This is a genomic window from Nocardia sp. alder85J, from assembly GCF_020176955.2.
GTDB lineage: Bacteria > Actinomycetota > Actinomycetes > Mycobacteriales > Mycobacteriaceae > Nocardia.
This window is the reverse complement of record NZ_JAIUCZ020000003.1, coordinates 354,947-377,142: the sequence shown is the minus strand read 5'-3', so window position 1 is coordinate 377,142 and position 22,196 is coordinate 354,947. Positions and strand designations below refer to the sequence as shown.

The window sequence follows — 22,196 nt, the reverse complement described above, 5'->3', positions numbered from 1 at the left end:
AGTGTCCTGATGGGCATATGTCCACCGCCACCGACTATTGCGATGTGTGCGGCACCGCGCTCGCCGGCGATCGGGCGGCGGTGACGGTGGTGGCCGCGACCGCGGTAGCGCCGGAACCGGCCCGGTGCCCGTCCTGCGAGGCACCGATCTCCGGCCGGTTCTGCGAGGAATGCGGCCATGATTCGGCGCTGCCCGCGCCGCCGCAGCCGGTCGGGGACACGATGGTGATGGCCGTCCCGGACTGGACCGGCGAGAACCCGGTCACCGCAGCGCCGGAGACCGTCGCCTGTCCGGAGCCCGTCGCCGAACCGGAAGCGCCTGCCACACAGCAGGTGTGGATCGCGACCGTGTCGGCCGACCAGGACTTCTATCAGCGCATGCTGACCCGCAAGGGCCCGGATGCCGAGCGGGTCGAATTCCCGGGGTACTACCCGGAACGACGAATCGCGCTGTACGGCAACGATTTCCTGATCGGCAAGCACAGCGTGTCGCAGGGGCTGCTGCCGGAGATCGACCTCGGCATCGCCCCGGTCGACATCGGCGTCTCCCGTACCCACGCGCGCCTGCACGTGGACGAGACCGGCCTGACCATCACCGATCTCGGCTCCACCAACGGCACCAGCCTCAACGGCAGCGACGATCTGATCCCCGCCCGGATCCCGATCCCGTTGCAGCCCGGCGACCGCATCCACGTCGGCGGCTGGACCACCATCACCATCGGCCTCGTCGAGTCGTAGCGCGGCCGGATCACCCGGCGGATCGGCCCGGCCTGGACGGCCGGGCCGATCCGCCGCCGGTGTTAGAGTGACACCGTGCATCGACTGTTCTGCATCACCCCGCCGCCCGCGCTCTGAGCGGGGCGATTCTCCGGGCCGAGCGGCGATAGCCGTCCGGCTTCTTTTCTGTACCGGCCTCTTCCACGCCCGTCCGGGCATCCGGTACCCGCGACGATGATCGTCGCCCATCGCCCCGCGTCGTCGATACCCTCTGTCCTTCGACGCAGGAGCACATCCACATGTTCGTCGACGTTGTCGCGCGCTCGCGCGACCGTTCCGCACCGGTCCTCATGGTGGCCGGAATTCTCTGGGGCACAGGCGGTCTCGCCGGTGCGCGATTGGGTGCGCAGGCGCATCTGCAACCGGTGGCGGTCGCATGCCTCCGGTTGCTGCTGGGCGGCGGCTGCGCCGTGGCGTATCTGGCGGTGTCCGGCGGGCTGCGCGGGCTGCCGCGCACCCCGGCGGCGCTGCGCCGGGTACTACTCACCGGCGTTCTGCTGGGCCAGTTCCAGGGCTGCTATTTCGCTGCCGTGCACTATGTTTCGGTCAGTCTGGCGACCATGGTGACGATCGGCGCCATGCCGGTCTTCGTCACCCTGGGCACCCTGGCCCGGACCCGGCGGCGGCCCGGTGGCCGGACCGTCGCGGCGTTGTCCGCGGCACTGTCCGGGTTGGTCCTGCTGACCTGGTCGCCCGGGGTGGCGGTGACCGGCGCCGGTCTGGCGGCCGGCCTCGGCCTCTCGCTGGCCTGTGCGCTCGGCTTCGCCACGCTGACCCTGCTCACCGCCACGCCGGTGGCGGGGCTGGCACCGTTGCCCACCACCGCGTTCGGCATGGTGCTCGGCGGTGCCGTCCTGGTGCCGATCGCGGCCGTCTCCGGACTGTCGCTGTCGTTCCACCCGGCGACGCTCGCCACGGCCCTCTATCTCGGCACCGTGCCCACGGCCTTGGCGTACACCCTGTACTTCCGGGGATTGCGCACCGCAGCACCGATTTTCGCGTCACTGGCAGCCTTGCTGGAGCCACTGACCGCGGCGGTGCTGTCGGCCGTCCTGCTCGGTGACCGGCTCACCCCACTGGGCTGGTGCGGCGCGGCACTCCTGACCGCCACCGTCGGCCTCAGCGCCCGCGGCGACCGGTCCGGTTCGCACGCCGGGACCGACCCGATTCCGCCTCACGCCGGGTGATTCCCCGGCGATAGTCCGGAAGGTGCGGCCGTCACGACAGGTGCGCGACGGCCGCACCGACGGCGTGACCGATCGGCCGGCGGCCCACCGCCGGTCGCCGCGCAGCACCCGATCCGCTTCAGTCCACCGGTTTCCGTTGCGACACATGGGCGCCCACCACGCGCCAGCCCTCGGGCAGCCGCACCCATGCCTGCGACTGGCGGCCCACACCGGGTACGCCCTCGCGGGTGAAGGTGGTGCTGACCACCGCGAACGTGTCGTCGAAGGTGACGATCTCGGTGCGGCGGAGGGTACGGTCCAGGCCCCGGGCGGGCCGAGCCTGCCGGAACGCCCGGATCTCGTCGCGGCCGAACAGCTCCTCGAAGGCGCCGAACCGCACGGTTTCGTCGGCCTCCCAGAACAGTTCGTCCAGGACCGGAATATCGTTGCCCACCAACGCTTTCTCGTAGCGTTCGAAGGCGGTCCGCACCTCGGCCACCACGGCCGGATCGTTGACGATCATCGGTCACACCGCTTCCGCGACGGCGCCGGGCGCGGCCGGGGCGGCGCTCGGCGCGGAGACCGGCCGGGGGAAGGCCAGTTTCGTCGACAGGTAGGCGAAGATCGGTCCGAGGAAGTTCATTGCGACCACCGACACCCAGGCCGCGAGCACATTGCCGCTGTGGAAGCCGAAGCCGCCGAAGAAGGTGGCGAAATAGGAGGCGAATCCGAAGAACATGCCCGGAATCAGCGCGAAATACCTGATCCGGCCCGTGTACATCAGCGCGCTGTTGATCACCAGGATGATCAGCGCCAGCATCGCGTCCTGCGCGAACCGGGAATGCCCGAACGCGGTGCCGATGTGCTGATCGGCGATCACGATCAGCATCGCGAAGGTGGATCCGGCGGGCATCGCGAACCACAGTTTCCGGGCGTTGATCAGGGACGGACCGCCCAGTGCGAAGGTGCCCGCCCAGCTGACGAAGATCGCCCAGGGCGGCAGGTTCCAGGCGGTGCCGCCGATGAACGCGGTCAGCCCGGCCAGGACGGAGGCGACGATTTCGTGGGGTATGCGGTCACGCATGGGACAGAACTCCGGTCTCGGTATCGGGGGAGGTGCTGGGGCGCAGCAGTTCTCGGGTGCGGGTGGTGCGCGCGACGATGCGGCCGCGCTTGATCACATAGCAGCGGTCGGGCCGGTCCAGCAGCACGTCGGCGACCCGTTCGGTGGACAGCACCACCAGATCGGCGGTGGCGCCCGGCCGCAGCCCGTGCCGGTCGGCGATCCCGACGACCCGGGCCGCCTCGCCGGTCACCATGTCGAGCACCCGGGCCAGATCGGCGGTCCCGGACAGATGGCAGGTCTGGGCCAGGAACAGGCCGATGTCCAGCAGATCGGCATTGCCGTACGGGGTGAAGGCATTGCGCACGTTGTTGGAGGAACAGGCGGTGGTGACCCCGGCCGCCCACAGCTCCCGGATCGGCGCGATCCCGCGGCGCACGGCGACGGTGTCGCCGCGCCCGCCCAGATGCATATCGGTGGCCGGCAACGGCACCACGGCGACCCCGGCGGCGGCGAGCCGGGCCATGGTCGCGCGTCGTTCCGGTCCGGGCCGCCCGGCCAGCGAGGTCATGTGCCCGAGCGTGACCCGCCCGGACATCCCGGTGCGCTCGGTCACCGCCGCGATGTGATCGGCGAGGGCGAAGCGGGGATCGGCGGCGTCGTCGGCGAAATCGGCGTGCATGTCGACCGGCACCCCGAACTCTGCGGCGAGTTCGAAGACCAGGTCGATGTGCCGGTGACAGTCCGCGAGGTCGCGCTCGTTGTAGGTGCAGCCGCCGATCACGTCGGCGCCGTCGCGCAGCGCCCGCCGCAGCAGGTCCAGCGTGCCGGGCGCCTTCAGGATGCCCTCCTGCGGGAAGGCCACGATCTGGAGGTCGAGCAGATCGCGGTACTGCTCCCGCAACTCCAGCAGTACGTTCACGCCGAGCGTGCCGACGATCGGGTCCACGTCCGGATGCGCGCGGATCACGGTGGTGCCGTTGCCGATCGCCAGGTCCAGCAGTTGCCGGGCGCGATCGAGCACCGCCGCCCGGGTGAATCCGCGTTTGAGTTCGCCGGTGACCGCGATGGCGCCGGCCAGGGTGCCGTCCGGGTTGGGACGCTCCCGGTCCAGCAGGGCCTTGTCCACGTGCAGATGCGATTCGACGAGCCCGGGGATGACGACACGCCCGGCGCAGTCGATCTCGATATCGCCGGATACCGCGAGCCCGGGGCCGATGTCGGTGATCCGGCCCGAACTGATCGCGATGTCGACATATCCGGTGTCGTCATCGATGCGGGCCGTGCGGAGTACCAGATCCGCCATGAGAACCTCCCGTGAGAGCAGGGCAGCATTGGTATATGAGCCGCGTGTTGCCCACTCCCGCCGGAAATTTGTCGGCGGTGTTACGAACTGCTCTCCGTGGGGCCGAAAAGTTTGCTGCGGACCGGCCCGGGTGGCACACGAGCTGGGATACAGCCGGTGGAGGCGCCTGTCCGGCGATTTGTGGCGAACTTTCGGCAACGAGGAAAAACTGGACTCCGAACGGTTAGCGGTATACCAATAATCCGGACGATGGGGCCGCTGCCGCCGACCCTCCCGGCGATCGGGTGGCAAGGGCATACCGCAGCCGGGCCACGCGCGAGCGAAGGAAGACGATGATGCTGTTGCAACCGGGCGTCGGCGCCACCCCCGGCGACCTCTACCTCTCCGCCGACCCGGACGAGATCGCCTGGGGGCTGCTGCCGAATGCGACGTCCCGGCCGGTCCGCACCGTCGATCCGGGCACCGTGGTGTGCCTGGACACCATCAGCCACGAGGGCATCCTCGAGGATCAGGGCCGCGATCCGGCCGCCTTCTTCGCCGCCGTGGGCATCACCGGGATCCTGTCCGACACCGCCGCCGTCGCCGCCTCCGGTACGCACGACCCGGCCCGGCAGGGCCCGCACGTGATCACCGGCCCGATCGCCGTGCGCGGCGCGCGGCCCGGCGATGTGCTGGAGGTGGAGGTGCTGGCGCTGGCCCGCCGGACCGATTACGGCGTCATCAGCAATCGGCACGGCAAGGGCGCGCTGCCCGGCGAATATCCGTTGCCGCCGGTGGGACACGATCCGGCCGATCCGGTGCCGCCGGTGTGCACGGTCGCGACCGTCGACACCGCCGAGCGCGGGGTGATCGCCCTCGGCGACGGCCGTGCGCTGCGCTTCCCGCTCAACCCCTTCCTGGGCATCATGGGCGTCGCCGTGGCCACCGACCGGCCGGTGCATTCGGTGCCGCCGGGCCCGCACGGCGGCAACCTGGATATCCGGATGCTCGGCGTCGGCGCCAAACTGTTTCTGCCGGTGCAGGTTCCGGGCGCCCTCTTCTACACCGGCGATCCGCACTTCGCGATGGGCGACGGCGAGGTGGCGCTGACCGCGTTCGAGGCGCCGCTGCGGGCCACGCTGCGGCTGCGCCTGCACAACGACCCGGCGATGCGGAAGCTCGCCGCGACCCTGGCGACCCCGTTCGCCGAGACCCGCGACGATCACCTGGTGATCGGCCTGGACACCGATCTCGACGCGGCCGTCGCGCGGGCCACCCGCAACGCGATCGCCTTTCTCGGTGAGCGGCACGGCGTCCCGGCCCCGCTGGCCCTGGCCTATCTGTCCGCCACCGCGGATTTCCGGATCTCCCAGGTGGTCGACATCGTCAAGGGCGTGCACTGCTGCCTGCGCAAGAGTGATCTGGAGGGGTTGTGAACGGGTTCGTCTCCTGGCTGCCGGTGACGGCGGCGCCGGCCGGGTTGCGGCTGGCGGTCAAGGACGTGGTCGACGTGGCGGGGATGCCCACCGGCGCGGGCAATCCACGCTGGCTGGCCACCCATCCGATCCCGCAGCAGGATGCCGAGGCGGTGGTCCGGCTGCGGCGCGGATTCCGCGTGGTGGGCAAGACCCACACCGACGAGTTGGCCTACAGCCTCACCGGTACCAACGCGCACTACGGCACCCCGGAGAATCCGGTCGCCCCGGGCCGGTTGCCGGGCGGGTCGTCCAGCGGTACCGCGACGGTGGTCGCCGCCGGGCTCGCCGATCTCGGGCTCGGCACCGACACCGCGGGCTCGATCCGGGTGCCGGCCTCCTACAACGGCCTGTTCGGACTGCGCCCCACCCACACTCGCGTGTCGCGGGCCGGCATCGTGCCGCTGGCCCCGTCGTTCGATGTGCCCGCGCTGCTCGCCCGGGACCTGCCGACCCTGCGCGCCGGCGCCGAGCTGCTGTTGTCCGGCGCGGGCGCGGCGCAGCGGCCGCGCACGGTGTGGTGGCCGGCCGACATCCCGGTGGCGGAGCCGGTCCGGGAGGTGTTGCGCGCCACCCTGACCCGGCTGGTCGGCGCGGGCCTGACCTTGTCCACCGAGCCGCTGTTCGAGCCGGGCGGCTGGGATCGGGTGCGGGCGGCCTTCACCACCGTGCAGGCGGCGGAGGTGTGGGCGAGCCACGGCGACTGGATCCGCCGCGAGCGGCCGATCTTCGGCCGCAACGTCTCCGCGCGGCTGGACCTGGCCGCGGACGTGACCGCGACCATGGCCTTCGAGGCGCGCGCGGTGCTGCGGACCGCGGCCGATCGAATCCTGCGGGGGCTGGCCGCCGATCGGGTGCTGGCCCTGCCCGCGACCCCGTATCCGGCGCCGCCGCTGGACGATCCCGGCGTGGCCCGCGCGGCCGTGGTCCGGTTGACCTGTCTGGCCCCGATTCTCGGCGCACCGGCGGTGAGCCTGCCGGTGGCCCGGTTCGACGACCTGCCGCTGGGGCTGTCGCTCATCGCCGCCCCCGGTCACGACGAGACCCTCTTCACGCTGGCGGACCTGCTCCGGTAGCCCGTCGCGAGATCTGCGATATTTCAATTGTTTATTGTTTCGTTATCACCTGTCCCCGTGTTGTCCTCGTGTTCCCGGGTGTCGCCGCGAAAGATGGCAACGGATTCGCAGACTGACAGATCACCGGATGTTTTCGTAATTGATCGAGAAGCCCGGGTGGGAGTCCGCGCGTTGTGCGTACTTCTCGTGCGGCCCACCGGCGCTCGAACGAGGATCGGAGGACCGCGTCATGTCAGAAACCGGAGAAGGTCGAAGTCGCAGCCGCCTACGGCGTGTGCTCTGGTGCGTGCTGGCGGGGGCACTGGTCGTGATCTGCGCGATCGGTACCCTGCTGCTGACCACCGGACAGGTGACGGCCCACGGGAAGTCGTCGCCGGGTGTCCGCCCCGTGGGCTGGCTCGACAACCCGTTCGCCCCGTTCACCGATTCGCTGCCGTGGCTGCACCAGCGGACGGCCGGGGAGGTGGCCGTGGAGGCGGCCCGCTCCAAGATCGGTTCGAGTTACGGATTCGGCGACACCGGCCCCGACAGCTTCGACTGCTCCGGCCTGCTGGTGTGGTCGTACGAGCAGGCCGGCCTGGAACTGCCGCGCACCAGCTACGACCAGCTCGCGGCGGGCACCCCGGTGTCGCTGGACGAGCTGCGGCTCGGTGATCTGGTGTCCTTCTACGGCGGGGACCACTCCGCCATCTACGCCGGCGACGGCCAGGTGATCCATGCCTCCACCAGCGCCCGCGGTGTGGTGCTGTCGCCCATCGATGACATGCCGGTCACCGGCGCCCGGCGTTTCTGAAGCATCCACGGCCCTGCCCCGGCGAGCTCCATGAAGTTTGCCGGGGCATAGCTATGTCCAAGTAATGGCCATTGATCGGACACCTTCGCGGTAGTGCGCGGCGAATATTGCACAGGTGTCCGGTGAAAAGCCGCATACCCGCCGGAGGGCTATGAGGGGCAGCCTCCCGACGGGTACGCGCACGGGCCCGATGGTCGTTGCGGTGAGCCGTCGATTACCGCAGACGCTGGGTGGTCGGATGCCGGCCGGCCGCCCGGCGGCAGCTGCTCGGCGATCGGCTCGCTGCACGGGCCGATTCCGACGATGACCGCCCGGAACTGCTCCGGCCAGGGTGTTTGCAATGAATGAAAATATGTGCCGAAAGTTTGCCAATGCTGGAGTAAAGGCTGTGTATCGGCTTTCATTCATGGAAAGTTACGTTAACGAGATCTGGTTCATCCATTAGCTTTCAGTTCTGGTGCGCGTGATTCGCCTTGGCTATGAAGCCGGTGGGGACTGTGGCGAATGAATGCATACACGCGCCACCGGATACGTCTCGGCTGCCGTGAGACGTGCGGACGGAACCAGTGAGGGAACGATCAATGCGGGTCAATCGTGATGCCGGCGTGGCCTGGGTGAGACGAGCCGCCGGTGTGGCGCTCGCCGCCACGGCCGCCGTCGGCCTGGGTGCGGCCGGCGCCGCGAACGCGGACACCTTCGTGCCGCTGACCGACGGGCACACCGACGGCGCCGGCGCGGTCATCGACTCGCGCGGCGAACATGCGCTCATCTCACCGTCGCTGGCGGGTAACGGGGCCGGTCGCAACGTGTGGGTCTCCGGCGACGTCAGCGCCGACGTCGACACCCCGGACGGCGCCGCCGGCCCGTGGAACGGCGCGGCCGGCGGCACGGGCACCAACAACTCGTCGACCCACGGCACCTCGGAGCTAACTGTCGGCTACGTCGTCGGCTGCCAGGTCTCCCTGGGCAGCCTGAGCACCTCGATGTCGGCGGCGCTGAGCAGCGCCCCCAGCCTGGCCGGTTCGCTGTCGCTGCCGCTGAAGCCCGGTGAGATCACGTGGGTGACCATCGACCAGAAGGACCTGCCGCACACCGGCACCTATCACGTCGACTACCAGGACTCCCAGCTGTCCGTCGAGGGCTGCGCGGGCTATGCGCAGGCCCGGCAGGTGGTCGTGGTCGAGATCATCGGTGACGACTACTCCAAGACCACCCTGTACGGCCAGCCCTTCAGCCTCGGCTGAGTTCGCCGTTCCCGGTTCCAGCCGGGGCCGAGCGGGCCCGGCGAACGATCTTCGAGGTGATCAGCATCATGAACACTGTCAAGGGCATCGCCCGCGTGACCGCCGCGGGTGCGGTCGTGGGCATCGCGATCGGATTGTTCTCCGTCGGCGCGGCCGACGCCGACACCTTCGTCCCGCTGCCGGGCGGCGACGTCACCCGCACGCTGGAGGACGGCACCGTCGTGCACGTCACGCTGTCGGGCGAGTCGGCGAACATCAACCCGTCCATGGGCGGCACCCCGCTGCACCGCAACGCCTGGGTGTCCGGCCACGGTGAGGTGAACATCTCCGACGGCGACGCCGGTGATCCGTCCGCCTTCACCCGGCTGCGGCCCGGCTACGTGGTCGGCTGCCAGGTCGACCTGAGCGACGGATTCACTCCGGGCGTCAACGGCAGCGCCTCGGGCAGCGTGAGCACCGACAGCAGCGGCAAGCCGTCGGTGTCCGGCTCGGTCACTCCCGGCGCCTCCGCCGATCTGACCCTCACCGCCGGGCAGGCCCAGTCGTTCTACGTGCTGGACCTGGAGTCGGCGGACGACTTCGGCGCCGACTCGCACGACAACCGGCACTCGGCCAAGGGCGGGCACAACAGCGTGACGTGGAAGGACGAGACGATCGCGGTGAACGGCTGCGGCGGCGCCGCGCAGGCGCGCGCCTTCGTCGAGGTCATGGTCTACACGCCGACCGTGACCGGGCACGTCACCCTGTGGGGTGCGCCCTTCGGCATCGGTTGACGGCCGCGGCCGCCGCTCGGCCACGGCGACCCGGCGGGCAGCGACCCGGCCGGCCGACACAGACGACGGGCCCCGAACCTGATCGGTTCGGGGCCCGTTCACTCGTTCGGTACGCTGATCAACGGCCTTGCTGCTGCTGCGGATTCGCGGGCCCGTGGGCCGCGACGTCCTGGCCGGGGCTCGGCTGGAGGGTCGGCTTGTCGGCGTAGTGGGTGGTGCCGTCGGCGGCCTGCATGGTGCCGACCAGATCCAGACCGGTGGCGATCAGGGTCGGCCCGCCCGCGGCGATGGTGCCCACGATGCCGCCGACGCCCGCGCCGGTGACCAGGCCGGCGACACAGCCCGCCGCAATGGTCACCACACAGCCGATGGTCGCGCCGAGCGCGGTGCCGATGAAGCCGCCGACCGCGGTCGCGAGGCTGAACTTGGTGCTGAAGTCGGACATCGCCTTCTGGTTCTCGGCGTCCGACGCGATGGCCTGGGCGGCCACGGGCTTGGTGGCCCCCGGGTTCAGGGCCAGCGGCTGCGAGATATCCAGGCCCGTCGGGCGCTGCGGCGACAACTCCAGCACGGTGCCGTCGTCCTTGACCGTCGGGGCGACCGGGATGACCAGACCGACCACGTGCACGTCGAGCGGCAGTGTGGCGACGGTGTGCCCACCGGTGTCGCGGACGTCGACCACATCCACGGCGTCGGCCACGGCGGTGGCCTTGCCGTCGGGGTCGAACAGTCCGCCGTCGCGCTCGGTCAGCCGGACGTCCTTGCCGTCGGCCAGATCCGCCCGGCGCGCCTTGGCCAGCGCGAAGGTCCCGTCCTTGAGTGTGGTGACGACCTTCTTGTCGACCAGCTTGGCCGAATAACGCACCTCCGGCTGCGCGGCGGCGGGGTCGGCATGAGTGACGCCCGCGGTCGCGGCCAGGGCACCCACGACCAGGGTGGCGGCCGCTGTGACGCTGCGCAATTGCATGTCGGTGGTTCCAATCCTTCTCGTCGGCTCGGCTTTCCGGGGTGGTCGGTGCGAAACGTGCTGCGCAACGGTTTTTTTCGGCCGAGCCGGGCAGGGTGGTACGGCAGATCGTCTCGGATCATATTCGACAAATTCCGATAATGCGACATCGCGTATCGACCTCTGTCATCGCAGCACCGAATCGAACGCCGGTAGGTTGCCGTGAAGTGAAATAATTCCGTGGCCGACGAGTAACCACTGTTCGTGGCGGTGGACCCCGGGCAATCCGACCGGGCCGATTGTTTGCCGCACCTCTTCCGGGGTTACCATCAATGAGAGCGAAACGGCATCGCTCCACGTGAGCGGGGCTGTGCGGCCGGTGATCACACCGACCTGCCCGCCCGATTGCCGGAGAAAATCCGGCGGCGCTGCCACCGGAACGGCGCCCGGGTGGTGTTCGAGGTCACTTTTCCGGTGGGATCGGTCGCCGTATCGCGGCCGGACGGAAGCGAGGCTGCTGATGGCGCGACATTCCAACGGTGAATCGGTCTTCTCCCGCGTGGCTCGCATCTTCGAGGGTTTCGATCCGGATCATCCAGCATTGACGGTGTCTGAATTGTCCGATCGCACCGGGATTCCGCTGCCGTCGACCTCCCGGATGGTGACGGAGATGATCGAATACGGCTGGCTGTGCCGGGACGCGGACAAACGGGTCCGCCTCGGCATGCGGATCTGGGAACTGGTGGCGCGGGCCGCGCCGGTCAACGAACTGCGCGCGACCGCGCTGCCGATGATGACCGAACTGCTCGCCCAACTCGGTCAGCACGTGCAGTTGAGTGTCCGGTCCGGGCGCGAGGTGCTGTGCGTCGAACGGCTGAGCGCACCGGGCGCGATCCGCAATGTCACCACCGTGGGTGCCCGGCAGCCGCTGTCGGTGTCGGCGCCCGGGCTGGTGCTGCTCGCCGCCGCGCCCACCGAACTCCGGGAGGCGGTGCTGGCGGCCCCGCTGCCGGCCGCCGCGGACAATGCCGCCACCGATCCGAAGGCGTTGCGGCGCTTGCTGTCCGAGGTCCGGCGTACCGGTGTCGCGCACTGCGCCGGATGCCCGGATCCGGCGGCCGCGGCGCTCGCGGTACCGGTGCGCGGCGCCGGTGGCCGCACGGTGGCGGCGCTGTCGGTGGTGCTGCCGAACGTCGGCGCGATCCGGCCGGTGGTGCCGCCGCTACAGGCCGCCGGGGCGCGGATCGGCCGGGCCCTCGGCGACACCGGCGCCGCGCGCACCGGCCTGCCGGACACATTGACCGCGTGAGCCGGGTCCCGAACGCGCCGCGGGCGGGCCGCTCCGGAGAGCGGCCCGCCCGCGGGTGAGCGATCCGATTCAGTGCGCCGGCGCCGGCGCGGCCGGCGCGGCCGGGTCGACGCAGTAGGTGCCGGGGCCGTAGCACGGCGCGGTGATGGTGCTGAAGTACTGGTAGGCCGACCACAGCAGGATCGGACCGGTGACCAGCGCGGAACCGATCAGGGTGCCGACGGTGCCGACGGTGGCGGCGCCGGCGACGCAGCCGATGACCGCGCCGGGCAGGCCGGCGAGCAGGGCGCTGACGGCACCGGAGATGGTGCCGACGATGCCCGCACCCAGCACACAGCCGAGGCCGCCGCCGATGATGGCGCCGATCGCCGCGCCGGTCGCGGAGGAGATGGTGGCGCGGGAGCCGAAGGCCGACAGCTCCTGCTGGTCACGGGGAGTGAAGGATTCGGTGATCGGCTGGGCCTGCAGGGGCTGGATGCCCGCGATGTCCTGCGCGGTGAGCGGCCGGCTGACCGGCTGGCCGTCCTCGGCCTTGGTGTCGGGGGTCAGCCGCACGGAGTTGTCGCTGATGTCCGCGGCGATCGGGAATTCGGTCGCGTCCTTGCGGTAGGTCAGCGGGATCGAGTCCACGCCTTCGCCGTTGGCGTTGGCGATGACCAGGCTGGTGCCGACGGTCTTGAAGGTGCCGTCGGTGCTGGTCAGCACCGCCGAGTCACCGTCGCGGGACAGGGTGTAGTGAACGCCGTTGACCTCGAGCGCCTGCGACGCCGGGACGTGGACGATGCCGTCCTGCACGGTGACACCCGGCGCCGGGGCGGCCGGAGTGGCCGGATCGGCGTAGGCGGTGGCGGAGGCAATGGCGACAGCACTCGTGGCAAGCACCGCGGCGGCGGTGAACTTCTTCATCATCAAGGGGGCGACCTTGCTTTCTGACTTCAAAGGGTTTCGCATCGGTCCGGTAGTTCCGAAGCAATGGGCTCTGCCCGGGTCGGAACTGTATTCCGTAATAGGTGGTAAATGAAATAGTTGTTATGCATCAATGCTGGTCAATGCTCACAGACTTCTCTCGGCAAGTGCACAGAACACCTGTTCGGGAGGTATTCGCGGGAAATTACGTGAAGACTCGGATCGGACATGTGGCCGAGATGCGCGCAATTTGTAACCCACTATTCAACTGCGCGCGGGCCGCCGCCCGAATGCAATGAATACGGCAACGGGCAGACCTTCCGCGAGGAAGGTCTGCCCGTTGATATTCGATTGTTCGACGAGGATTCCCGTCGATGCCGTCGAAGTGTTTACTTCGGCTGGGCCGGGTCGACGCAGTAGGTGCCGGGGCCGTAGCACGGCGAGGTGATGGTGCTGAAGTACTGGTAGGCCGACCACAGCAGGATCGGACCGGTGACCAGCGCGGAACCGACGAGGGTACCGACCGAACCGACGGTGGCGGCGCCGGCGACGCAGCCGATGACCGCGCCGGGCAGGCCGGCGAGCAGGGCGCTGACCGCACCGGAGATGGTGCCGACGATGCCCGCGCCGATGACACAGCCCAGGCCGCCGCCGAGGATCGCGCCGATGACCGCGCCGGTGGCGCTGGAGATGGTGGCGCGGGAGCCGAAGGCGGAGAGTTCCTGCTGGTCACGCGGAGTGAAGGACTCGGTGATCTGCTGGGCCGTCAGCGGCTTGACATCGGCGATGTCGCTGGCGCTGAGCGGGTGCTCGACGGGCTTGCCGTCTTCTGCCTTGGTGTCCGGGGTGAGGCGGACGGTGTTGTCGCTGATCTGGGCCGCGATCGGGAATTCGGTCGCGTCCTTGCGGTAGGTCAGCGGGATGGAGTCGACGCCTTCGCCGTTGGCGTTGGTGACGACCAGGCTGCTGCCGACGGTCTGGAAGGCGCCGTCGGTGCTGGTCAGCACCGCCGAGTCACCGTCGCGCGACAGGGTGTAGTGGACACCGCCGACCTCGAGGGTCTGCGACGCCGGGACGTGGACGATGCCGTCCTGCACGGTGACACCGGGCGCGGGGGCAGCCGGGGCCGGATCGGCCTGGGCGTTGCCGGCGGCGACGGCGATGACGGCCGTGGTCAGGGCGACGGAGGCGGTCAGCTTCTTCAGCATGTGGGGGACCTTGATCTTTCGGTCGAGAAAACAGAGACCAGGGACCGATGGGTATCCCGAGTCGGGATACCCATCGGTTCATCCAGCGGTGCTTACTTCGGCGGAGCCGGCTGGGCCGGGTCGACGCAGTAGGTGCCGGGGCCGTAGCACGGCGAGGTGATGGTGCTGAAGTACTGGTAGGCCGACCACAGCAGGACCGGACCGGTGACCAGCGCGGAACCGATCAGCGAGCCGACGGTTCCCACGGTGGCGGCACCGGCGACGCAGCCGACGACCGCGCCGGGCAGGCCGGCGAGCAGGGCGCTGACGGCACCGGAGATGGTGCCGACGATGCCGGCGCCGATGACGCAGCCCAGGCCGCCGCCGATGATGGCGCCGATCGCCGCGCCGGTCGCGGAGGAGATGGTGGCGCGGGAGCCGAAGGCGGAGAGTTCCTGCTGGTCACGCGGAGTGAAGGACTCGGTGATCTGCTGGGCCGTCAGCGGCTTGACATCGGCGATGTCGCTGGCGCTGAGCGGGTGCTCGACGGGCTTGCCGTCTTCTGCCTTGGTGTCCGGGGTGAGGCGGACGGTGTTGTCGCTGATCTGGGCCGCGATCGGGAATTCGGTCGCGTCCTTGCGGTAGGTCAGCGGGATGGAGTCGACGCCTTCGCCGTTGGCGTTGGTGACGACCAGGCTGGTGCCGACGGTCTGGAAGGTGCCATTGGTGCTGGACAGCACCACGGAATCACCGTCGCGCGACATGGTGTAGTGCACGCCCTCGACATCGAGGGTCTGGGTCGCCGGGACGTGGACGATGCCGTCCTGCACGGTGACGCCGGGGGCCGGGGCGGCCGGAGCGGCCGGATCGGCATAGGCGGGAGCGGCCGCGACGCAGACAGCGCCGACGGTCAGTGCTGCATAAGCAGCGAATTTCCTCATCAGTGGGACCTCTTGCTTCTAAATGTTGCGTGAGACCTGCGCCGAGCCCTACGGACACAGCGCAGTACGGACCTTCCCAGGCAACCGAGCGCGAGTCAAGATTTAGCTCACAGTGAATGATTCATGAACGGAACGTGACACCTCGTGGTAAATCTTTGTACACCTCTGCGAGGGATTACCGTCAGCTCACGGTCACCGATATCCGGCAGTGCGCGACCGTGGGTAACGTCATCCAGCTCACCCTAATCGACGCCTTCTACGCAGGATAAGCGCTGGTCCGGCATTCGGCGACCGGACTCCTCCCGGTACGGCGATAGCCGATTCGAATCGAAACCCCTGGTGAGTGACCTCGGGAACGCACCGGCGATGTGTTGTCGCCGTCGGAATTTATTCATCGACAATTTACGGTGCCCGTGTGCGGCTTTCATCGGCAACCTATCGGTCGAACAGATGATTTACTTCTGCGCCGGAGTGGGTGGATACGGCGAGGCCCCCGCGGCTATCCGCGGGGGCCTCGATGCGGTGATACCGACAGGTTGTTATGCCGCGCCGTCGCCGACCAGATGGGCGGCCCGGACCCGAATCCGTTGCAGCCGTTCCAGATCGGCGGCGACCGCGCTGACCCGATCGCGACGGTCGCCCTCGTGCTGGTCGACCGCCCGCGCGGCGTCCGCGATCGCGGCGTCCGCGACGGCCGCGCGCTGCTCGGCCACCTCGGTGAAATGATCGCGCAGGGTGCGCTGTACCTCGCGCAGCCGCTGCTTGGACTCCTTGCCCACCTGGAACGACACCTCGTCCATCAACTTGCCGACGGCGATCTTCGCCTCCAACTGCCGGCGGGCCTTCATGTTCTTGACGTCCTCCCACACCGTGTGCCCGCCCAGCAGCAGACCGGCGGCGATCGACCACGGGTTGACCAGGGCCAGACCGGCCAGCGTGGTGGCCACGCCGATCATCAGCACGCCGCTGTAGGAGCCGCGCAGCGCGCTGACCGCCCGCTGCGGCACCGAACCCTTGGCGCTCTCCAACTCTTCGAGCTGACCGTAGCCGTCCAGCACGCCGGTGGTGTCGGCGATGCGGATCCGCGGTACCGAATGCCGCTCCTCGTCGGCGAACCGGCTCGCCACCGTGCCCGCCAGCTCCACGGAAAGACGTTGTGCGAGCAGGAAGTTCTCGGTCAACTCGGTGTTGATCCGGTCGTCGAGCCAGGTGTTGAACTGCGCCCACCGCTTGCTCGGATCCGCCTTGGCGATGTCGTGCTCGGCTTCGCGGATCAACGCCCGCAACCGGTTGCGCAGATCGTGCTCGACCGCCACGTTCAGTTCGGTGACTCCGTCGCCGAGGGCGTAGGGCCAGTTGGAGGTGCGCTTGCGCAACGCGACGGCGGCCTGGCGGGCCTGCTCCAGATTGGCCCGGGCCACCAGATCCCGTTGCGGGTCCTGCAATCGGGTGAGCTCCGAATTCAACGCCAGCGTCACCTGATCGGACACCACGCGGACATCGTTGATCACCGACTCCCGGGCCAGCAGCGCCGCCCGGCCCAGCAGATGATCGCGGAGGTATCCGGTCAGCTGCGGGACGCCCGACTCGACGATCTTCCCGTTGTCGCTGTCGCGATGGCCGGCGCGATGCGTCGCCGCCGACACCGGCAGCAACGGCAGATCCAGCCCGGCGTCGGTGAGCAGCTTGCGGTTCGCCCGCTGCACATCGGCCCAGCGCGGATTGGCGTCGATCTTGTTGATCACGCACGCGACCACCGCGCAGCCGGCCTGCAACTGCTTGAGATAGCGGACGTCCGCGGCGGACAGCTCACGGGCCGCATCGGTCACGAACAGCACCGCGTCGGCGGTCGGCAGCAGATCCAGAGTCGCCGCGGCGCTGCGGGATTCGACACCGTTCAGGCCGGGGGTGTCGACCAGGACGATGCCCGCGGCCAGTAGTTCGGCCGGGGTGGTGACGGTGGTGAGGGCGTCGCGGCGGGCCGGGGTGCGGGTCACCCGCTCGCCGTGCTCGATCACCGCGGGCGCCGGGGTGTGCTGGCCGACCGGCGAGACGTCCGCGGCGACCAGGGCATTGACAATGGAGCTGAGCCCCGCCCGGGACTCACCGGTGACGACGATCCGCAGCCGGTCGTCGCCGACGCGGCGGGTGGACGCGGCCAGCCGTCGCGACAGATCGGTGCGGCCGACGGCGTCGGTCACCGATTGCAGTTCGCTGAGGATCTCGATCATCGTTGCCGTCGTGTCGGTTACTTTGCCGACCAGTGCAGGGGCGCTCACGAGTGGAAGTCCTTTCGGCCGGTCCGTCCCGCCGTGGGCGACGGGACGGACCGGGGGATTGATCAGTGCTGGAGAAGGGTGCTCGAGTCGTGGCTCGCATCCGTGGTGGGATGCGCGCTGGTCGTCGCCTCGGTGCCCGACGTCAGACCACTGGACAGACCGCTGGAGTGCGAGTCGGTCAGGCTGTGGTCGGTCGTGCCGCTGGTGCCCGCCGTCACGTCGGTGTGCGTAGCGGTGGTGGCGGCGGCCGAGTGGCCGCTGTCGGTGCCCGCGGTCGCATCCGTGTGCGTGCCGGTGCTCGCCGAGCCCGCGCTCGTGGTCGGGGCGGCGCCGCCGGTGGCGGCGCCGGTGCCCGTCGAGGAGCTGGTGCCCGACGTGCTGTGCGAATCGGTCCCGGTGCTGGTCGACCCGGAGGTCGTGCCGCCGGTGGCGCCGGCGGTGCTCGAACCCTGCTGCAACTGCGTCACGTTGTCGCTGGTGTGCGAGCTGACGCCGCCGCCGCCGCTGTTGTTGCTGCCGCCCAGATCGGCCTTGGGAGCGGAACTTCCGTTGGTGGTCGTGGCGGTGCTGCCGGTGGTGGTCGTGCCGGTCGAGTGCGAGGTGCTCGGATCGGTCGAGGTGGATCCGGTGGTCGCGCCCGGGGTCGCCGTGCCGGTCGTGGTGGTCCCGTGCGAGCCATCGGTCGTCGTGGTGGTCGGCGTGTGGGTGGTCCCGGTGGTGGCCGTGGAGCCGGTTCCGGTGGAACCCGTTCCGGTGGTTCCGGTTCCGGCCGTGCCCGTTCCGGTGTGGGTGGTGCCGGTGGTGGCCGTCGAGCCGGTGCCCGTGTTGCCGGTGGTGCCCGTGCCGGTGGGGTTGGCCGTGTGGCCCGCGCCGGTGGTCGAGGTGCCGACCACCGCCGCCGCGCGGGCATCGGTGTTGGTCGCCTGGGTGACCGTCGAGTTCAGCGAGGCCGTCGCGGCATTGGAGGTCGACGCCGCCACCGGAGTGGCGATCACCGGCTGCGCGGCCGCCGCCGTCGCCGAGGCGTCGGTGGCCGCCACCGTGGTGGCCGTGCTCGCGTGCGCCACCGACGCGGTGGTCGACTGACCCAGCGCCGACTGGCCCAGCGCGCTCGACGTGGTGCCCAGACCCGTGGAGGTGCTGGTGGCCAGGTTCGCCGAGAGGCCGGCGTTGTGCGCCGCGCTGTCCGCGGTGCTCGCCGTCGAACTCTGCGAGAAGACCGGCCGCGCATCCGCGGACCCGGTGTTCACCGAGCCACCGGCGTTGCCGTTGACCGAGCCACCGGCGTTGCCGTTGACCGAACCGCCCGCGTTGCCGTTGACCGAGGTCGGCCGGATCTCGCCGGGCTGACCGCCGTTGGCCGAACCACCGGCGCGGACATCCTGCGAGCCGCGTCCGTCGTTGTCGTGCGAGCCGTTGCGGCCGTCGTTGTCGTTACCGGCGCCGGTCCGGCCATCGCGATCGGACACCTCCGACCGCCCGGACCCGCCGTCGTGGTCGAAGCTGTGCCCGCCGGTGTTCGTGCCGAAGCCGGCCTGTCCGGTGCTGTGGCCGTTGGTGTCGTGGCCGCCGGTGCCGGGCCGATCGCCGCCCTGGAAGCCGCCGCCGGCCTGGCCGCCGAGCCCGACGTTGCCGCCGAAGTGGCCACCGCCCAGGTTCGCGCCCGCTCCGAGCCCGCCGCCGATGCCCACCGCGGAACCCGCGTGACCCCAGTCGGCCGTCGGCGCCTGGCCGTGGCCGTCGAAGCCACCCTGCCCGCCGAAGCCACCGTGGTTCTGGCCGCCGAAGCCATCCTGCCCGCCGAAACCGCCGTGGTTCTGGCCGCCGAAGCCGGTCTGGCCGCCGAAACCGCCGTGATCCTGCCCGCCGAAGCCGGGGCCGTTGTGCCCTTGATCGCCGAAGCCACCCTGGCCGCCGAAGCCGCCGTGGTTCTGGCCGCCGAAGCCGGTCTGACCGAAGCCGGGGCCGTTGTGGCCTTGATCGCCGAAGCCGCCGTGGTTCTGCCCGCCGAAGCCGTTGTGATCCTGGCCGCCGAAGCCGGTCTGGCCGAAGCCGCCCTGGCCCGGTCCGCCGTGGTCCTGGCCGAAGCCGCCCCCGGCGCCGGTCTGGCCGAAGCCGCCGTGGTTCTGGTCGCCGAAGCCGGGGCCGTTGTGCGAGACGGTGTTGCCGAGGCCGAGGCCCTCCTGACCGCCGAAGCCGCCGTGCTCGCCGCCCAGGCCGGTGCCGAGCCCGCCGCCCACGTTGACGCCGAATTCGAAGTTGGCGCCGCCGATGTTGACGCCGACCTCGACACCCGCCGAACCGCCGACCGGGATGCCGGGGCCGCCGTTGGCCGCCACGCTGTCCTGCACCACGCTGGTCTCGATGGTGGCCGAGAAGCCGGGGCCGCCCGGGATCAGCGAGCCGCTGACCGAGTGGATGTCGTCGGTCTCGGTCTGGGTCGCGGTGAGCGAGCCGCCGTTGCCGCCGAATCCGGAGGAGGTGCCGCCGGAGACCTTCACGCTGTCCTCGGACACCCGGTGCTCGTCGACCGTCTGGAAGCTCGGGCCGAAGGTGCCCAGCGAGCCGTCGGTCTCGTGCACGGTGTCGGTCTCGGCGTGGGTTTCGTCGACGCTCTGGTAGGCCGAGCCGTAGGGGGTGTTCACCGCATTGGTGACCTGGTGCTCGTCGAACTCGGAGTGGCTCGCGTCGACGGTCTCGTAGTGCGAGCCGAACGGCCCGGTGCTGTCGTCGACGTGCAGCGCGTCCGACTCGGCGTGGGTGTCGTCCACGGTGTGCGAGGCCGACCCGAACGGGGTGCTGACGGCCTGCACGGAGTGGTAGCCGTCGGCCTCGTCGTGCGACGCGTCGATGGTCTGGTGGCCGATGCCGAACAGGCCGGTCTCGGTCGACTCGTGCAGGGTGTCGGACTCCGCGTGCGACTGGTCCATCGCCTCGTAGGCCCCGCCGAACGGGGTGCTGACGAAGTGGCTCTGCTGCTGGTCGTCGAATTCGCTGTGCGCGGCGTCGACGGTCTCGTGGCTGCCGAACAGGCCCGCCCCGCGGTCGACGTGCAGGCTGTCGTTCTCGACGTGGACGGCGTCCGCGGTGGAGCCGGCGGAGCCGAAGGGGGTGCTGGTGACGTCGGCGGCGTGGTAGCCGTCGACCTCGTGATGTCCGGCGTCGATGGTCTGTGAGCTGCCGAGCCAGCCGGCCCGCTCGCTCTCCTGGAAGGTGTCGGATTCGGCGTGCACCTGGTCCACCGCCTGGTACGACCCGCCGAACGGGGTGTTCACGATGTGGCTCTGCTGCTGCTCGTCGAATTCGCTGTGCGCGGCGTCGACGTCGTTGTAGCTGCCGAACAGGCCGGCGCCGCTGTCCTGGTGCAGGGTGTCGTTCTCGACGTGGACGCGGTCGGCGGTGTCCTCGGCCGAGCCGAACGGGGTGTTGACGATGTCGACGGCGTGGTAGCCGTCGGCCTCGTGGTGCCCGGCGTCGATGGTCTGTGAGCTGCCGAGCCAGCCGGCCCGCTCGCTCTCCTGGAAGGTGTCGGATTCGGTGTGCGACTGGTCGACCGACTCGTACCCGGCGGCCAGCGGCGTGTTCACCACGTGGGTGACGTGCTGGTCGTCGTACTCGCTGTGCGCGGCGTCGACGTCGTTGTAACTGCCGAACAGGCCGGCGCCGTGGTCCTCGTGGAAGGTGTCGTCCTCGCCGTGCACGCGGTCGACGGTCTCCGAGGCGGCGGCGAAGGGGGTGCTCACCGCGGTCACGCCGTGGTACGCATCGGCTTCGTGATGTCCGGCGTCGATCGACTCGGAGCCGCCGAACAGGCCGTGCTGGTCCGCGATGCGCAGATCGTCGGATTCGGAGTGGCCGATGTCGGAGGACTGGTAGGCCGAGCCGAACACGCCGTTGACCGAATGCGCGCTGTGCTGCTGGTCGGCCTCGCTGTGGCGGTCGTCGACGTCGGTGTACCCGCCGAACAGGCCGTTGCCGGTGCTGACGTGGCGGCTGTCGTCCTCGGAGTAGGCGGACTGCGTGCCGTCGAACTCGGAGCCGAAGGGGGTGACCTCGCCGGCCACGTGCACGCTGTCGCCGGCGACGTGGGTCTGCTCGTCGGAATCGAACGCGCTGCCCCACGGGGTGACGTATCCGGAGGCGGCGGAGCTGTGGTCGGCGACGTGGTCGCTGCGGTCGGCCTCGAACTCGGTGCCGAACGGGGAGACGGCGGTGTGCACGTCGGCGCTGTGATCGGCCTCGTGGTCGGCCTCGGTGCTGGTGAAGGCGCTGCCGAACGGGGTCGAGACGCCGGCCGCGTGCGCGGTCTCGTCGTAGACGTGGGTGGAGTTCCCGGCGTCGAACTCGGAGCCGAACAGGCCGGTGGTGCTGCTCACATGGCTGGACTCGGCGTCGACGTGGTTCGCCTCGCTCGCGTCGTAGGCCGAGCCGAACGGGGTGGACAGGCCCTCGGCGGCCGCGCTGTGGTCGGCGACGTAGGTGGACTGGCCGGCGTCGAAGGTGGTGGCGGTGAGGCCCGGGGTGACGCCGATGTGGCTCTGCTGATCCAGGATGTGGCTCTGCTCCCCGTTGGCGTACGCGCTGCCCAGCGGCGTGGCGACCCCGGCGGCGAAGCCGTGCGCGTCCACGGCGCTGACCTGCTCGCCGGCCTGGAAGCTCAGGCCGTCGGCGGTGGGTACGACACCCGCGCCGGACTGGGCGTCCACGGTGTCCACATTGCCGACCAGGAGCCCGGTGCCCGACCCGAGGGCGGAGGCCGCCTCGGCGCCGAGGTGGGGGGTCGCGGCGGCGTGAATGTCGTCGGTCGTGTCGGTTGCCGGGCTGTTGCCGAGTCCGAAGACCGTTTCTTCCCCGAGGTTGTTGCCGAGGGCCATGGTGGAACTGCCTTTCCTAGTCTCAATCGGCACAATCGCCTATGTGGGCTGTATCGCCATCCCTGCCAGCGAAGTTACGATCACCGGCTGGTGGGTACATGGG

General features: G+C 70.1%; 17 protein-coding genes. 8 read left to right on the top strand and 9 right to left on the bottom strand.

Annotated features, from left to right (window positions below):
* The first annotated feature begins 17 nt into the window (after positions 1-17).
* Complete coding sequence (locus LBW94_RS12920) at positions 18-737, top strand: FHA domain-containing protein (RefSeq protein WP_225054284.1); 720 nt, start codon at positions 18-20, stop codon at positions 735-737.
* A 278-nt stretch (positions 738-1,015) separates the two neighbouring features.
* Entirely contained in the window at positions 1,016-1,963 is a 948-nt protein-coding gene (locus LBW94_RS12915; protein ID WP_225054285.1) for a DMT family transporter, read from the top strand.
* 118 nt (positions 1,964-2,081) lie between these two features.
* On the opposite strand, the gene hpxZ is transcribed toward LBW94_RS12915, so the two are convergent.
* Genes hpxZ through LBW94_RS12900 form a run of 3 tightly spaced genes read right to left on the bottom strand, consistent with a single transcriptional unit; the run spans position 2,082 to position 4,311 of the window.
* On the bottom strand, positions 2,082-2,465 hold the full coding sequence (gene hpxZ, locus LBW94_RS12910; protein ID WP_225054286.1) for an oxalurate catabolism protein HpxZ: 384 nt from the start codon (positions 2,463-2,465) through the stop codon (positions 2,082-2,084).
* 3 nt (positions 2,466-2,468) lie between these two features.
* Complete coding sequence (locus tag LBW94_RS12905) at positions 2,469-3,026, bottom strand: DUF1097 domain-containing protein (RefSeq protein WP_225054287.1); 558 nt, start codon at positions 3,024-3,026, stop codon at positions 2,469-2,471.
* Positions 3,019-4,311 (bottom strand): amidohydrolase family protein, encoded by a 1,293-nt coding sequence (locus LBW94_RS12900; RefSeq protein WP_225054289.1) that lies wholly within the window; start codon positions 4,309-4,311, stop codon positions 3,019-3,021. Before LBW94_RS12900 ends, LBW94_RS12905 begins: the two co-directional genes overlap by 8 nt.
* Positions 4,312-4,643: 332 nt before the next feature.
* On the opposite strand from LBW94_RS12900, the gene LBW94_RS12895 reads away from it, so the two are divergent.
* The 5 genes from LBW94_RS12895 (at position 4,644) to LBW94_RS12875 (ending at position 9,651) form a co-directional block, all read left to right on the top strand.
* Positions 4,644-5,726 (top strand): acetamidase/formamidase family protein, encoded by a 1,083-nt coding sequence (locus tag LBW94_RS12895; protein ID WP_225054291.1) that lies wholly within the window; start codon positions 4,644-4,646, stop codon positions 5,724-5,726.
* Entirely contained in the window at positions 5,723-6,841 is a 1,119-nt protein-coding gene (locus LBW94_RS12890; protein WP_225054292.1) for an amidase family protein, read from the top strand. Before LBW94_RS12895 ends, LBW94_RS12890 begins: the two co-directional genes overlap by 4 nt.
* A gap of 229 nt (positions 6,842-7,070) precedes the next feature.
* Positions 7,071-7,634: a C40 family peptidase gene (locus LBW94_RS12885; protein WP_225054294.1), complete on the top strand. Its 564-nt coding sequence runs from the start codon at positions 7,071-7,073 to the stop codon at positions 7,632-7,634.
* A 581-nt stretch (positions 7,635-8,215) separates the two neighbouring features.
* Positions 8,216-8,878 carry an MspA family porin gene (locus LBW94_RS12880; protein ID WP_225054296.1) on the top strand — a complete coding sequence of 221 codons (663 nt, stop codon included), beginning with the start codon at positions 8,216-8,218 and terminating at the stop codon, positions 8,876-8,878.
* 68 nt (positions 8,879-8,946) lie between these two features.
* Positions 8,947-9,651, top strand: a complete 705-nt coding sequence (locus LBW94_RS12875; RefSeq protein ID WP_225054297.1) for an MspA family porin — start codon at positions 8,947-8,949, stop codon at positions 9,649-9,651.
* Between the two features lie 118 nt (positions 9,652-9,769).
* On the opposite strand, the gene LBW94_RS12870 is transcribed toward LBW94_RS12875, so the two are convergent.
* Positions 9,770-10,618 carry a hypothetical protein gene (locus LBW94_RS12870; protein WP_225054299.1) on the bottom strand — a complete coding sequence of 283 codons (849 nt, stop codon included), beginning with the start codon at positions 10,616-10,618 and terminating at the stop codon, positions 9,770-9,772.
* A gap of 499 nt (positions 10,619-11,117) precedes the next feature.
* On the opposite strand from LBW94_RS12870, the gene LBW94_RS12865 reads away from it, so the two are divergent.
* A complete protein-coding gene (locus tag LBW94_RS12865; protein WP_225054301.1) occupies positions 11,118-11,906 on the top strand; it encodes an IclR family transcriptional regulator in 789 nt (262 codons plus the stop codon).
* A gap of 69 nt (positions 11,907-11,975) precedes the next feature.
* Here the strand turns inward: LBW94_RS12865 and LBW94_RS12860 are convergent, their stop codons facing one another.
* The 5 genes from LBW94_RS12860 to LBW94_RS12840 form a co-directional block, all read right to left on the bottom strand.
* Positions 11,976-12,815: a hypothetical protein gene (locus LBW94_RS12860; RefSeq protein ID WP_225054303.1), complete on the bottom strand. Its 840-nt coding sequence runs from the start codon at positions 12,813-12,815 to the stop codon at positions 11,976-11,978.
* Positions 12,816-13,201: 386 nt separating this feature from the next.
* Positions 13,202-14,020 carry a hypothetical protein gene (locus LBW94_RS12855; protein WP_225054305.1) on the bottom strand — a complete coding sequence of 273 codons (819 nt, stop codon included), beginning with the start codon at positions 14,018-14,020 and terminating at the stop codon, positions 13,202-13,204.
* A 92-nt stretch (positions 14,021-14,112) separates the two neighbouring features.
* Complete coding sequence (locus LBW94_RS12850) at positions 14,113-14,940, bottom strand: hypothetical protein (protein ID WP_225054307.1); 828 nt, start codon at positions 14,938-14,940, stop codon at positions 14,113-14,115.
* Positions 14,941-15,479: 539 nt separating this feature from the next.
* Positions 15,480-17,219 (bottom strand): dynamin family protein, encoded by a 1,740-nt coding sequence (locus LBW94_RS12845; RefSeq protein WP_225054309.1) that lies wholly within the window; start codon positions 17,217-17,219, stop codon positions 15,480-15,482.
* Positions 17,220-17,281: 62 nt separating this feature from the next.
* A complete protein-coding gene (locus LBW94_RS12840; RefSeq protein ID WP_255633668.1) occupies positions 17,282-22,093 on the bottom strand; it encodes a hypothetical protein in 4,812 nt (1,603 codons plus the stop codon).
* Between the last annotated feature and the right edge of the window lie 103 nt (positions 22,094-22,196).

What these genes read in the sequence shown, in the direction of transcription:
- LBW94_RS12920 (WP_225054284.1), top strand. Translation starts at nt 18, where the DNA reads ATGTCCACCGCCACCGACTATTGCGATGTGTGCGGCACCGCGCTCGCC.
- LBW94_RS12915 (WP_225054285.1), top strand. Translation starts at nt 1,016, where the DNA reads ATGTTCGTCGACGTTGTCGCGCGCTCGCGCGACCGTTCCGCACCGGTC.
- hpxZ (WP_225054286.1), bottom strand. Translation starts at nt 2,465, where the DNA reads ATGATCGTCAACGATCCGGCCGTGGTGGCCGAGGTGCGGACCGCCTTC.
- LBW94_RS12905 (WP_225054287.1), bottom strand. Translation starts at nt 3,026, where the DNA reads ATGCGTGACCGCATACCCCACGAAATCGTCGCCTCCGTCCTGGCCGGG.
- LBW94_RS12900 (WP_225054289.1), bottom strand. Translation starts at nt 4,311, where the DNA reads ATGGCGGATCTGGTACTCCGCACGGCCCGCATCGATGACGACACCGGA.
- LBW94_RS12895 (WP_225054291.1), top strand. Translation starts at nt 4,644, where the DNA reads ATGATGCTGTTGCAACCGGGCGTCGGCGCCACCCCCGGCGACCTCTAC.
- LBW94_RS12885 (WP_225054294.1), top strand. Translation starts at nt 7,071, where the DNA reads ATGTCAGAAACCGGAGAAGGTCGAAGTCGCAGCCGCCTACGGCGTGTG.
- LBW94_RS12880 (WP_225054296.1), top strand. Translation starts at nt 8,216, where the DNA reads ATGCGGGTCAATCGTGATGCCGGCGTGGCCTGGGTGAGACGAGCCGCC.
- LBW94_RS12875 (WP_225054297.1), top strand. Translation starts at nt 8,947, where the DNA reads ATGAACACTGTCAAGGGCATCGCCCGCGTGACCGCCGCGGGTGCGGTC.
- LBW94_RS12870 (WP_225054299.1), bottom strand. Translation starts at nt 10,618, where the DNA reads ATGCAATTGCGCAGCGTCACAGCGGCCGCCACCCTGGTCGTGGGTGCC.
- LBW94_RS12865 (WP_225054301.1), top strand. Translation starts at nt 11,118, where the DNA reads ATGGCGCGACATTCCAACGGTGAATCGGTCTTCTCCCGCGTGGCTCGC.
- LBW94_RS12860 (WP_225054303.1), bottom strand. Translation starts at nt 12,815, where the DNA reads ATGATGAAGAAGTTCACCGCCGCCGCGGTGCTTGCCACGAGTGCTGTC.
- LBW94_RS12855 (WP_225054305.1), bottom strand. Translation starts at nt 14,020, where the DNA reads ATGCTGAAGAAGCTGACCGCCTCCGTCGCCCTGACCACGGCCGTCATC.
- LBW94_RS12850 (WP_225054307.1), bottom strand. Translation starts at nt 14,940, where the DNA reads ATGAGGAAATTCGCTGCTTATGCAGCACTGACCGTCGGCGCTGTCTGC.
- LBW94_RS12840 (WP_255633668.1), bottom strand. Translation starts at nt 22,093, where the DNA reads ATGGCCCTCGGCAACAACCTCGGGGAAGAAACGGTCTTCGGACTCGGC.